Source organism: Nonomuraea maheshkhaliensis (assembly GCF_039529435.1).
In the GTDB taxonomy this organism is placed as follows: domain Bacteria; phylum Actinomycetota; class Actinomycetes; order Streptosporangiales; family Streptosporangiaceae; genus Nonomuraea; species Nonomuraea maheshkhaliensis.
The window spans coordinates 1-11,965 of the sequence record NZ_BAAAMU010000052.1 but is presented as its reverse complement, the minus strand read 5'-3'; the positions used below and the strand labels follow the sequence as shown (position 1 = coordinate 11,965).

The 11,965-nt window shown below is 71.6% G+C and carries 8 protein-coding genes; 5 read left to right on the top strand and 3 right to left on the bottom strand.

The features are described from left to right. Positions 1 to 28 precede the first annotated feature (28 nt). A complete protein-coding gene (locus ABFX54_RS30160; RefSeq protein ID WP_346109949.1) occupies positions 29 to 1,186 on the bottom strand; it encodes a hypothetical protein in 1,158 nt (385 codons plus the stop codon). Between the two features lie 440 nt (positions 1,187 to 1,626). On the opposite strand from ABFX54_RS30160, the gene ABFX54_RS30155 reads away from it, so the two are divergent. The 3 genes from ABFX54_RS30155 to ABFX54_RS30145 all read left to right on the top strand — a co-directional run bounded on the left by ABFX54_RS30155 (position 1,627) and on the right by ABFX54_RS30145 (position 6,700). Continuing rightward, a complete protein-coding gene (locus ABFX54_RS30155) occupies positions 1,627 to 3,210 on the top strand; it encodes an MBL fold metallo-hydrolase (protein ID WP_346109948.1) in 1,584 nt (527 codons plus the stop codon). A 62-nt stretch (positions 3,211 to 3,272) separates the two neighbouring features. Next, positions 3,273 to 4,295 carry a 4-hydroxyphenylpyruvate dioxygenase gene (hppD, locus tag ABFX54_RS30150; RefSeq protein ID WP_346109947.1) on the top strand — a complete coding sequence of 341 codons (1,023 nt, stop codon included), beginning with the start codon at positions 3,273 to 3,275 and terminating at the stop codon, positions 4,293 to 4,295. Continuing rightward, a complete protein-coding gene (locus ABFX54_RS30145; protein ID WP_346109946.1) occupies positions 4,292 to 6,700 on the top strand; it encodes an aminotransferase class I/II-fold pyridoxal phosphate-dependent enzyme in 2,409 nt (802 codons plus the stop codon). The genes hppD and ABFX54_RS30145 overlap by 4 nt, the downstream gene beginning before the upstream one ends. On the opposite strand, the gene ABFX54_RS30140 is transcribed toward ABFX54_RS30145, so the two are convergent. After that, entirely contained in the window at positions 6,701 to 7,504 is an 804-nt protein-coding gene (locus tag ABFX54_RS30140) for an alpha/beta fold hydrolase (protein WP_346109945.1), read from the bottom strand. A gap of 126 nt (positions 7,505 to 7,630) precedes the next feature. On the opposite strand from ABFX54_RS30140, the gene ABFX54_RS30135 reads away from it, so the two are divergent. Next, a complete protein-coding gene (locus ABFX54_RS30135; protein WP_346109944.1) occupies positions 7,631 to 8,599 on the top strand; it encodes a TauD/TfdA family dioxygenase in 969 nt (322 codons plus the stop codon). A 19-nt stretch (positions 8,600 to 8,618) separates the two neighbouring features. Here the strand turns inward: ABFX54_RS30135 and ABFX54_RS30130 are convergent, their stop codons facing one another. Next, complete coding sequence (locus tag ABFX54_RS30130; RefSeq protein ID WP_346109943.1) at positions 8,619 to 9,782, bottom strand: cytochrome P450; 1,164 nt, start codon at positions 9,780 to 9,782, stop codon at positions 8,619 to 8,621. A gap of 354 nt (positions 9,783 to 10,136) precedes the next feature. Between ABFX54_RS30130 and ABFX54_RS30125 the strand changes: the two genes are divergently transcribed. After that, the coding region (locus ABFX54_RS30125) for a condensation domain-containing protein (protein ID WP_346109942.1) at positions 10,137 to 11,965 on the top strand (1,829 nt) is incomplete at its 3' end.

Genomic DNA, 11,965 nt, shown 5'->3' with positions numbered 1-11,965 from the left:
TCCCGGTGGTCGGTGGTCGGTCGATGCGTCACAGGTAGACCTGCCTGAGCAGGGCTGATGAGGGTCGCCGGGCGAACAGGCCGTCGGTGAGGCGGTACGGGTCGATCCAGCCCGCCGGAGCGGCGAATCCACTCAGGTACGACGGCAGATCGTCCCCGTCGCCCGCCTTGTCGGTCTCGCTCGCCTCGCCGTCGCCGCCCGGCACGCCGGCCCCGCCGGTCTCGTCCAGCATTCGGGCGGCCCGTCTCATGGCGCGACGCAGCAGGTCGGCGCGGAACGGCTCGGTGGCGGTGCGTTTGAGCATCGCGATGAAGTACAGGCGCATCCCCAGGCGGTACCCGGCCGGGTCGAACTCCCGCAGGCACAGCTCCGCCAACTGGCCGAGGGAGTGCCCGTCCCATCCGCCGTACCGGCTGGAGCGGGCGGCGCGCCCGATCGGCACCCGTCCCAGCGGCAGCCGTGACGGCCGCGCCCCCAGCTCGCCCAGCACCCGCGCGAGCAGCGCGTAGTCGTGGGCCAGGTCGTCGTCGTAGACGAGCAGCACCTGGTCACCCTCGGTCAGGCGGGGGAGCAGGTCCCGCAGGATGACCAGGAGGTAGTTGGCGTGCCCGTCGGCGCCGATCACCGGGCGCAGTGGCATGCCCCAGCGGGTGCCGTCCAGGTAGGCGGGGCCGCCGTGCCCGCGGTGGTCCACGCACAGGTGCCGCCGTACCAGCAGCTCGACCGTCTCGTCGATCGAGGCGGCGGCGGGCCGGTCGGCGGTCAGGCCGGGGTCGTGCACGCCGAGCAGACCGAGCTGCCGCTGCCAGTCGCGGGTGGCCGCGCGTGTGGACGGGTGCACCCAGCCCTCCCGCTCGACGCGCTCGGTGTAGTGGCGCAGGCGGTCCATCGGGCGGGCGTCGCCCGAGGCGTGGAAGCGTACGTAGAGGTGACCTAGGTCCTCGACGGACAGCGTGTCGTGGTCGAGGTCCGGATGCCGGCGGTCGAGATGGTCCCAGAACTGGATGGTCTGGCCGGTCAGGTTCGCGGCGCGCGGGTTCCAGTAGTACTCGAGGTCGCGGACCAGCCGGGTGCTCCGGAAGAGCGTGTCCACCCAGAGGAAGCCCTTGACGTGCGTGGGCAGCAGGGGCTTGGTGGCGGTGATGGTGACGGGTGCGAGCAGCAGCCGCCGGGAAGGACCACGCACGCGCGCTCCTCTACGACTACGACGCGGCGGGCTTCGGGAGCGCCCGGTCGATCCCGGACCATAGACGTTCGGCGCCGCCATGAGCCACCGCGCGAGCGCCCCATTGCGAAAACAGCGGTCCGGACGTAATGACGTTTCTGTCAATACGCCCGCGTTTTTCGTGTGTTCAACCACCGCATTACCGTGATGCTTTTCCGCCGTTCAACTGCCGCGCCGCCTCAGTTGAACGGCGGGCAGGTGTTCAACAAGCCCGCACCTTGCCGCGGAAAGCGCCGTCCCGTCATTCTTTCATCGCCGGCGCCTGAAGTGCGGGACCCCGATCACCCGGTAACTCGTCCGATTCTCACGGTCCGCCGCTGTGTCATGCGCGAGACATGCGCAGCACACCCGTGCGCCCCGGGCCGGTTCACGATGTCGGTTCTCTCGGAGGGAGCGCGTTGATGGCTGAAGAGCAGCTGTTCCTGAAGTCCAAGGTCATTGTCGAACCGCTGGTGGACAGGTTCTTCGCCTGGCCGCACACGATCGCGCCGGTGCAGGCGGCGCTGAACCTGGCCCGGCTCCAGGTGCCGCTGCTGGAGTCGTACCTGCAGTCGCCGCAGGTGCACGTGGCGGCCAGCAACAACCCCGAGCTGCGCGGCGGCTACTTCATCAACATCCCGGAGAGCCGCGTCGACGAGGTACGCGACCTGCTCGACAGCATCAAGCGCGACCGCGCCGACATGCTGCGCTTCGCCGACGCCGTCATGGCCGGGCAGGAGATCCTGCGCGCGAGCGCCACCGGGTTCGACCTGACCCCGCTCTACCCGAAGCTGCCCGCCGAGCTCGCCGGCCTGGTCGAGCTGGCCTACGACACCGACAACCAGGCGCAACTGCGCTTCATGGAGCCGCTCGTCTACAAGAGCGACGCCTACACCGAGGCGCGCCAGTCGGTGCAGCTGTCGTTCGAGACCGGCATCGAGCGTCCCTTCATCCTCAGCACCCCGCGACTGCCGTCCCCGGACGTCCTCGAACTGGCCATCCCCTTCCGCCACCCCGGCCTGGAGGAGCTGTTCAAGGCCCGGGTGCGGCCGACGACCCTGAGCCACCTGCGCGAGGCGCTGGAGCTGGACGACGCCCAGGCGGCCCGGCTGGCCGGCATGCTCAGCGACCGGCCCAGCCTGTCGCCCGACCGGCACATCGAGTCCGGCGGCCGGATCCGCTACTTCGGCCACGCCTGCCTGGTGCTCCAGACGCCCGAGGCCGCCATCGTGACGGACCCGTTCATCAGCGCGGACAGCACCGCCGGCGACCGCTACACCCTGGACGACCTGCCCGACTACATCGACCTCGTGCTCATCACGCACGGCCACCAGGACCACATCGTCCTGGAGACGCTGCTGCAGCTCCGCGGCCGGGTCGGCGCCGTGGTCGTCCCGCGCTCCTCGCGCGGCAACCTGTGCGACCCGTCGATGGCGCTGATGCTCAGCCACCAGGGCTTCCCCGTGCTTGAGGTGGACGACTTCGACGAGATCCCCTTCCCCGGCGGCAAGGTGACGGCCACGCCGTTCCTCGGCGAGCACTGCGACCTGGACATTCGCGCCAAGTCGACCTACTGGGCCGAGCTGGCGGGCAGGAACGTCTTCATCGGCGCCGACTCCTCCGGCATCGACCCCGCCCTGTACCGCTACATCAAGGGTCACCTGGGCACGGCCGACTACGCCTTCCTCGGCATGGAGTGCGACGGCGCCCCGCTGACCTGGCTCTACCAGGCGCTGCTGACCATCCCGATCCCCAAGAAGATGAGCGACTCGCGCAAGCTGTCGGGCTCGAACGCCGAGCAGGCCGGGGCGATCATGACCGAGCTGGGGGCCAAGGAGGGCTACATCTACGCCATGGGCGAGGAGGCCTGGCTCGGCCACGTCATGGCCACCACGTACAACGAGGACACCTACCAGATCAAGCAGATCAACGAGTTCCTCGCATGGTGCTCCGACCGTGGCATCAAGGCCGGCCACCTGTTCAAGCAGCAGGAATGGCGCTGGTAGCCAGCAGGCTGCCGGCCCACCCCCATTGACGACGTGGCCATCGGTTCTCCAGGAGGTATGCCATGGCTGTGCAAGACATCTCGTACGTCGAGCTGTTCACGCAGGACAAGATCTCAGCCGTCGACTATTTCGTCACAGCCATGGGCTTCACCCGGGTCGCCGATTCCGTGGAGGTCGACCGGAGCTCCGTGCTGCTGCGGCAGGGCGGCGTGCAACTGGTCGTCACCTCCGGCCGCGGGATCTGGAGGTTCCTCGACACTTATGGTGACGGCATCGCCGACATCGGCATGACCTGTGACGACGTCGCCGCCACCGAAGCCGCCGCGGTCGCGGCCGGCGCCGGGCCCGTCATGACCGTACGCGGCAACACGGTCGTCCCCGGCTTCGGCGGCGTCACCCACACCCTGCACAGGCAGGCGGACGAGCCCTCGGCCGTGCCGCCCCCCGGCCGCAACTGGGTGCCCACCCCGGACGGCCCCGCCGGCGCGGAAGGCCACATCGAGCTGCTCGACCACGTGGCCGTCTGCGTCGAGGGGGGCAGGCTCGGCGAGTACGCCGACTACTACCGCGACGCCTTCGGCTTCTCCCGCTACTCCTCCGAGTACGTCGACACTGGCGGCCAGGCGATGGACTCCATCGTCGTGCGCAGCGCGTCGGAGCGGGTCACGTTCACGCTGGTCGCGCCGGACCCGGGCAAGGACGGCGGGCAGCTCGACGCGTTCCTCGAACGCAACGGCGGCCCCGGCGTGCAGCACCTGGCCTTCCTCGTCCGCGACATCATCACGGCCGTGCGCGACTGCCGCGAGCGCGGCGTGGAGTTCCTGACCACGCCCGCCTCCTACTACGACGCGCTCGCCGACCGCCTCCAGGAGGGCCCCTTCACGCTCGGCGACCTCAGGCAGGCGCACGTGCTGGCCGACCACGACGAGTGGGGGCAGCTCCTGCAGCTCTTCAGCCGCTCGCCCTACGAGCGCAACACGCTGTTCTACGAGCTCATCCAGCGGCTGGGCTCGCGGGGGTTCGGCAGCTCCAACATCCGCGCGCTGTACGAGGCCGTCCAGCGTGACCGGCTGAGCGCGGGATGACCGGCCACGGCCAGGCTTGGCCGCTCACCCTCGCCGACTACGCGGAGCTGGCGCGGGCGCGGCTCGGCCCGGCCGTGTGGGACTTCGTGGAGGGCGGCGCCGGCGCCGAGCGCACCCTCGCCGCCAACGTCGCCGCCTTCGAGCACGTACGGCTGCGCCCCCGCGTCCTGACCGGCCTCGGCCTGCCCCACACCAAGACCGAGATCCTCGGCCGGGTGTGGGACGCGCCGATCGGCATCGCGCCCATGGCCTACCACACGCTCGCCCACCCCGAGGGGGAGGTCGCCACGGCCCGCGCCGGGGCGCCGCTCGTGGTGAGCACCTTCGCCGGGCGCACGTTCGAGGACATCGCCGCGGCCGCCTCCGCGCCGCTGTGGCTGCAGGTGTACTGCTTCCGCGACCGTACGACGACGCGGCGGCTGGTCGAACGGGCGGAGGCGGCCGGCTTCGAGGCGCTGGTGCTGACCGCCGACGCGCCCCGGCTGGGGCGCCGGGTCCGCGACCTGCGCAACGGCTTCCTGCTGCCGTCCGGCGTGGCGCCGGCGAACCTGACCGGCACCGGTTTCTCCTCGCCCGGCGGGCACGCGGCGGCCGAGTTCGACGCCGCGCTGGACTGGTCGGTCGTCGCCTGGCTGCGCTCGATCAGCTCGCTTCCCGTGCTGGTCAAGGGGGTGCTGACCGCCTCGGACGCGGTCCTGGCCAGGGAGGCGGGGGCTGGCGGCGTCGTGGTGTCCAACCACGGCGGGCGCCAGCTCGACCGCGCGCCGGCCACGTTCGACGTGCTGCCGGAGATCGCGGCGGCGCTCGGCGGAGGCTGTGCCGTGCTTCTCGACGGCGGGGTGCGCCGTGGCGCCGACGTCCTGGCCTGCCTGGCCCTGGGCGCGGACGCCGTCCTGCTCGGGCGGCCCGTGCTGCACGGGCTGGCCGCGGGCGGGAGCGACGGCGTGGCCGGGGTGCTCGGCATCGTCACGGACGAGCTGACGGAGGCCATGCTCCTCACCGGCGTCCCGGCCCCTCGCGACGCCGGCCCGGCCCTGCTCACCACCGCGTCCCCGGCCGCGGCGCCGTCCGAGCTCCCGGCCGCCGTGACGACGACCGCGCCGGCGCCTCCCGAGCAAATGGCGGGCGGTGTCACGCTGCGCAGGCGCGACCTGCACGGCAGCCTGAACGACCCGCTGCTCGACACCATGAACTTCCTCAACGAGATCACGCACCGCTACCCGGACGCGCTCTCGTTCGCCCCCGGCCGCCCCCACGACGGCTTCTTCGACACCGAGGACGTCTTCACCCACCTGCGCCGCTACGTCGAGCACCTGGAGCGGGGCGGCGCCACGCCCGCCGAGGTCCGCTCCGCCCTCTACCAGTACGGCCCCACCAACGGCCAGATCCGTGAGCTGGTCGCGGCCTCGCTGCGCGCGGACGAGGGCATCGACGTGCCGCCCGCGTCCATCGTCGTGACCGTCGGCGCGCAGGAGGCGATGCTGCTCGCGCTCCGCGCCCTCATCAGGGGCCCCGAGGACGTGCTGCTGGTCTCCAGCCCCTGCTACGTCGGCATCACCGGCGCGGCCCGGCTGCTGGACGTGGCCACGGCCGTGGTCGAGGAGGGGACGGAGGGGCTGCGCTGCGCCGACGTGGAGGCGGTCATCCTGGCCGAACGGGCCCGCGGCCGCCGTCCCCGTGCCTTCTACGTGGTGCCCGACCACTCCAACCCGTCCGGCGCCACCATGCCGCTCGGCACCCGCGAGGAACTGCTGCGCGTGTGCGCCCGGCACGACGTGCTGCTGCTGGAGGACAGCCCGTACCGGATGGTCAGCCCCGGCCCTCAGTTGCCCACGCTCAAGGCGCTCGACCGCGAGCGCCGCGTGGTGCAGCTCGGATCGTTCTCCAAGACGCTCTTCCCCGGCGCGCGCGTCGGCTACGCCGTGGCCGACCAGCCGGTCGAGGGCGGCGGGCTGCTGGCCGACGAGCTGTCCAAGATCAAGAGCATGGTGACGGTGAACACCTCTGCCGTGAGCCAGGCGGTCGTGGCCGGCATGCTGCTCGCCGCGCGGGGACGTACGTCGGAGCTCAACACCGGCCCGGCCGCCCACTACGGCGAGGCGATGCGGGTCACGCTGCGCGAGCTCGCCGCCTGCTTCCCCGACGCGGAGGAGCTCGGCGTGAGCTGGAACGAGCCCACGGGCGGCTTCTTCCTGACGCTGCGGGTCCCGTTCGCGGCCGGCAACGAGGCCCTGGTCCGGTCGGCGGAGGAGTTCGGGGTCATCTGGACGCCGATGTCGTACTTCTACCCGCAGGGCGGCGGGGACCACGCCATCCGGCTGTCCGTCAGCTATCTGCCCGCCTCCCTCATCCCTGAGGGCTGCGCGCGCCTGAGCCGCTTCGTCAGGGCCCAGGGGGCCGGATGATCAGTTCTTGTCCAGGAACTCGATGATCGCGGCGTTCACCGCGTCGGGGCGTTCCAGATTGCCCAGGTGACCGCAGCCGGGCAGCTCCACCAGGTCGCAGTCGGGGATGGCGTCGGCCACCTCGGCCACCAGGTGCGGCGGGCAGATCAGGTCGTCGGCGAAGGCGATGGCCCGGCACGGCACGGTGACGCCGCGCAGGGCGGCCCGCCGGTCGCCGACGGTGTCCACGCCGAGCTGGCCCGCCGACTCGCGCCCCGCGCCCGTGGTCAGCTCGAAGATCTCCAGCCAGCCGGAGGCGGCCGCGTCGTCGTTCAGCGTCACGGGGGACAACATCTCCAGGACCGTGCGCATGGCCTCGTACCCGGGAGGAAGCTCGACACCGCTCTCCCGCAGCGCGCGGTCGGCCCGCGTCAGCGCCCGCCTGGTCACGTCGGAGCGCGACCGCGTCGCGATCAGCACCGCCGAGCGCACCAGTTCGGGGCACTCCAGGGCCAGCTCCTGCGCGATCATGGCGCCCATCGAGGTGCCGACCACGCGGCACGGCCCGATGTCCAGGGCCTGGATCAGCCCCTTGGTGTCGGCCACCAGGTCCGCCAGCGTGTAGTCACCGGGAGGCGCGCTCGACGGCGCGATGCCCCGGTTGTCGAACACGATCGTCTCGTATCCGGCGGCGTTCAGCGCCGGCGTCTGGTGCATGGTCCACACGTGGCCCGCGGCGTTCGAGCCCATGATGAGCAGGACCGGGTCACCGCTGCCCGAACGCTGGTAGCTGAGCTGGATCCCGTTGGTGCTCACGAACGGCATGTCGCCCACCATGGCACGCGCCGCGCGGGCCCGTCGAACACCCGTCCAACTGGCGCCCAGCCGCACTTGAACGACCTCGCCCGGGCGGGGACACGACCCGCATACTCGCCCGGGATGTGGCCGACCATGAGCCGCGGAGATGAGGTCTTCTTCATGAGTGCGCACAACGACTGGAAGCCGACCGAGGTCCGGCCCGACGGCCCCGAGCGGGGCGCGGAGGGGCTGCGCCGCGCACTGGCGGCGGCGGGGGACTTCGGTGACCTGCTCACCAGGGCCAAGGTCGTGGTCTTCCGCGACTTCCAGGTGGGCGAGCAGGAGCTGGACGAGGTCATGGACCTGCTGCTGCCGAACCGGCTGGCGTACACGCACGGCACGTCGCCGCGGACCAAGGTGGCCGCGGGGAACGTCTACACCTCCACCGAGTACCCGAGCGAGCAGACCATCGCGATGCACAACGAGCTGTCCTACAGCCACAAGTGGCCCAGCCGGCTGCTGTTCTACTGCGCCACCACCCCGGGCTCCGGCGGTGCCACGCCCGTCGTGGACGGCACGCTCTGGCTCGCGTCGCTCGACGAGAAGGTACGGGACGCCTTCGCCGGCGGCATCCGCTACGCGCAGAACCTGCACGACGGGTTCGGCCTGGGCCGCAGCTGGAAGCAGACGTTCGAGACCGAGGACAGGAAGCAGGTCGAGGCGTTCCTCGACGAGGGACGATTCACCTGGAACTGGACGTCCGACGGTGGCCTGCGCATGGTGAGCCCCGTCCGGCCCGCCTGGATCAGGCACCCGGTCACCGGCGAGGAGGTCTGGTTCAACCAGGCCGACCACTTCCATCCGGCCGCGCTCGGCGACGACATCGCCCGCGAGCTGGCCCAGATCCTGCCGCCTGAGGAGCTGCCGCAGTCGGTGACGCTCGCCGACGGCAGCCCCATCCCGGACGAGTACGTCCTGCACGTGCACGATCGGGGGCTGGAGCTGGCCGTGGACGTCGACTGGAAGCAGGGCGACCTCATGGTCATCGACAACGTCGCCGTCGGGCACGGCCGCCGCCCCTACACGGGCGACCGCCGCGTCCTGGTCGCCATGTCGGACTGAGCCATCCCACCCGCCTGCTTCAGCCGGCCCGCTTGAGCGCCACGGGGAGCCGCCCGGGCCCGTTGACCACGATCGAGTCCAGCAATTCGGGCTCGCCGTCCGCCTCGACGCGCACCTCCCGGCCGAGCAGCTCGCCGTACAGCAGTCGCAGCTCGACTCTGGCCAGCACGCTGCCGAGGCAGAAGTGCTCGCCGAAGCCCAGCGCCAGGTGCCGGTTCGGCTGCCGCCGCACGTCGAACACGTCCGGGTCGTCGAAGACGCGCTCGTCCCTGTTGGCCGACGGCAGCCAGAACACCACCTTGTCCCCGGCCTCGATGGTCCGGCCGTGGATCTCGACCGGCCGGACCGCGGTGCGCATGATGTGCGTCGCGGTGGACGTCCACCGCAGCACCTCCTCCACCGCGGAGGGCAGCAGGTCCCGGTCCGCCGCGAGCGCCTGCCACTGGCCGGGGCGCTCAAGGAAGGCCAGCATGCCGCCCGCCGCCGCGATCCGCGTGTTCTCGGTGCCGCCCACCAGCAGGTTGTCGCAGTTGAGGATCACGTCGTCCGGGCTGAGCCGCTCGCCGTCCACCTCCGCCGTGGCCAGCACGCTCACCAGGTCGTCGCCGGGGTCCGCGGCCTTCGCCGCGTGCAGGGTCTCGAAGTAGCCGAGGATCTCCAGGTGGGCGAACCTGCGGGTGAGCGGGTCGCCGCCGCCGAACGCCTGGCTGGTCAGCTCGTACAGGCGCTCCCAGTCCGTCTCGGGGACGCCCATCATCTGGCAGATCACGTACAGCGGGACCCGGGCCGCGACGTCGGCCACGAAGTCGACGTTCCCGCGGTCGAGCGCCCGGTCCACCACGCCGCGGGTGATCTCGCGCAGCTCCGGCTCCAGCGCCCGGATCGAGCGGACCGCGAACCATTCGTCCACGAGCGCCCGCAGCCGGCGGTGCCGCGGCGGATCGGTCAGCGCCAGCGTCCGCCCGCCTCCCGGGTCGGCGCCGTGCTCGGCCGGGCGCAGCAGGATGCCCTGCGCGGAGCTGAACGTCTCCGCGTCCCGGTACGCCGTGCGCACGTCGTCGTAGCGCGTCAGCGACCAGAATCCGGGCAACTCGGCCGGCGGCTGCCAGTGCACCGGCGCGTTCGCGCGCAGCCAACGCCATTGCGCGAACGGGTCACCGTGTGCGTAAAGTGCGGGATCCACCAAGTCGATATGCGGCGGCGCTGACATTTCCGGCATGCCGGTGCCTCACATTCTTCATCCTTTCCCGCGCCCGGCGGAACGCGGGACGCCTTACCGTGTCAGGGCCTTTCTCGGCCCGTCAAGCGCGCCTTTCTCCCTGCTCGCGGGCGTGCAACTGCGGCGGCGGAGCAGTTGAACGCCACCATTGATCCCGAACTCGGCCCTGGGACATAGTGGTCGGCGCGTAAATCCCGCATCAATCGCATTGAAGGCCGGCTTTGCGCTCGCGCCCGTGACCGGATTTCCGGCCGGAGAAGGTTTGGACTCGGCGCCGCCCGTCCAGCAGGCGTGTCGAACGAATTGGGGTGCTCGGGAATGGCTGCAGCTCACGGCGAACTCCACGAACTGATGTCCGGCCAGCTCGCCATGTGGTACGCCCAGCGCTTCGCGCCCGGCAACTGGAGCTTCCGCGTCGCCGAGTACATGGAGATCCACGGCGAGGTGGACCTGGAACTCCTGGAACGCGCCGCCCGCCGCCGGGCCGACGAGGTCGAGACGTTCCGCCTGCGCTTCCGCGTCGTCGACGGCGTCCCCCTGCAGTACGTGCACGACGCGGCCGACTACCCGGTGCCCGTCGTGGACGTCAGCGCCGAACCCGACCCGCGCGCCGCCGCCGACGCCTGGATGCGCGCCGACCTGCGCCAGGCCGTCGACCTCGACGGCGGCGCGCTGTACGGCACCGCGCTCATCAAGCTCGCCGACGACCTGACCTACTGGTACACGTGGGTGCACCACTGCGCCATGGACGGCCAGGGCGGCATGCTCATCGCCGCCCGCGCCGCCGAGCTCTACACCGCGCTCCTCGAAGGACGCTCCGTCGAGGACGGGGCCGTCGCACCGGTGTCCGTGCTGTTCGACGCCGACCGCGCCTACCGCGAGTCCGCCGACCTGGAGCAGGACCGCCGGTACTGGCTCGACCGGCTCGCCGACCTCCCGATCGTGACGGCCGGCGGCTCGAACCGGCTCCGCCGCGCCCAGCACGCCCCGCTCCGGCACACCGACGCCGTCGGCCAGGAGGAGGCCGCCGGTCTCAAGGCCGCCGCGCGCCGCCTGCGCACCAGCCTCGCCGGCCTGGCCATCGCCGCCGCCGCCCTCTATCAGCACCGGATGACCGGGGAACGCGACGTCGTCGTCGGCATCCCCGTACGCGCCCGTACCGGCAAGCGCGAGATGACGGTCCCCGGCATGACCTCCAACATCCTGCCGCTGCGCCTCACCGTCGACCCCGGCACCACCACGATCGCCGGGCTGCTCCGCCAGACCTCCCAGGCGATCAGGGAGGGACTGCGGCACCAGCGCTACCGCTACGAGGACCTGCACACCGACCTGCGGATCGCCGAGGGCGAGCTGTGCGGGTTGCTGGTGAACGTCATGGCGTTCGACTACGACCTGCGCTTCGGCGACCGCGCCGTCACCGCGCACAACCTGTCCACCGGCAGCGTCAACGGGGTGCGGATCGACCTCTACGAGCGGTCGGGGCTGCAGGTCAACGTGGACGTGAACCCGGACCTGCACGACCTGAGCGCGGCCGGTGACGTGTCCCGCCGGTACCTGAGCGTGCTGCGGTGGCTGGCCACGGCCACCGGCGAGGACGGCGTCGGCGGGCTGGAGATCCTCGACGCCGAGGAACGGCGGCTGGTGGTCGAGGAGTGGAACGACACGGCTGCGGAGGTGCCTGCGGAGTCGTTGGCAGGGTTGTTCGAGGCGCGGGTCGCGCGGTCGCCTGGGGCGGTGGCGGTGGTGGGCGACGGGGTGGAGATGTCGTTCGCCGAGCTGGACGCGCGGGCGAACCGGGTGGCTCGACTGCTGGCTCGTCGGGGTGCCGGGGTGGGGTCGGTGGTGGGGGTGTGTTTGGAGCGTGGGGTTGATCTGGTCGTCGCGTTGCTGGGGGTGTTGAAGGCGGGAGCGGCCTATCTGCCGGTGGATCCGGAGGTGCCGGCGGATCGGGCGGCGTTGATGGTGGCGGACGCCGGGGCGTGTTGGGTGGTGGCGGAGGCCGGGGCTGACTTCGGCGGCGCTGAGGTGGTGGAGCTCGATGACGCGGTGGGTCTGTCGGGTGAGCGGCTGGGGGTGGCTGTCTCGGGGTTGGACGCGGCTTATGTGATGTTCACGTCGGGTTCGACGGGGCGGCCGAAGGGTGTGGT

Excerpts from the sequence above, each read along its gene's own strand:
- ABFX54_RS30155 (WP_346109948.1), top strand. The coding sequence starts at position 1,627 with ATGGCTGAAGAGCAGCTGTTCCTGAAGTCCAAGGTCATTGTCGAACCG.
- hppD (WP_346109947.1), top strand. The coding sequence starts at position 3,273 with ATGGCTGTGCAAGACATCTCGTACGTCGAGCTGTTCACGCAGGACAAG.
- ABFX54_RS30145 (WP_346109946.1), top strand. The coding sequence starts at position 4,292 with ATGACCGGCCACGGCCAGGCTTGGCCGCTCACCCTCGCCGACTACGCG.
- ABFX54_RS30140 (WP_346109945.1), bottom strand. The coding sequence starts at position 7,504 with ATGCCGTTCGTGAGCACCAACGGGATCCAGCTCAGCTACCAGCGTTCG.
- ABFX54_RS30135 (WP_346109944.1), top strand. The coding sequence starts at position 7,631 with ATGAGCCGCGGAGATGAGGTCTTCTTCATGAGTGCGCACAACGACTGG.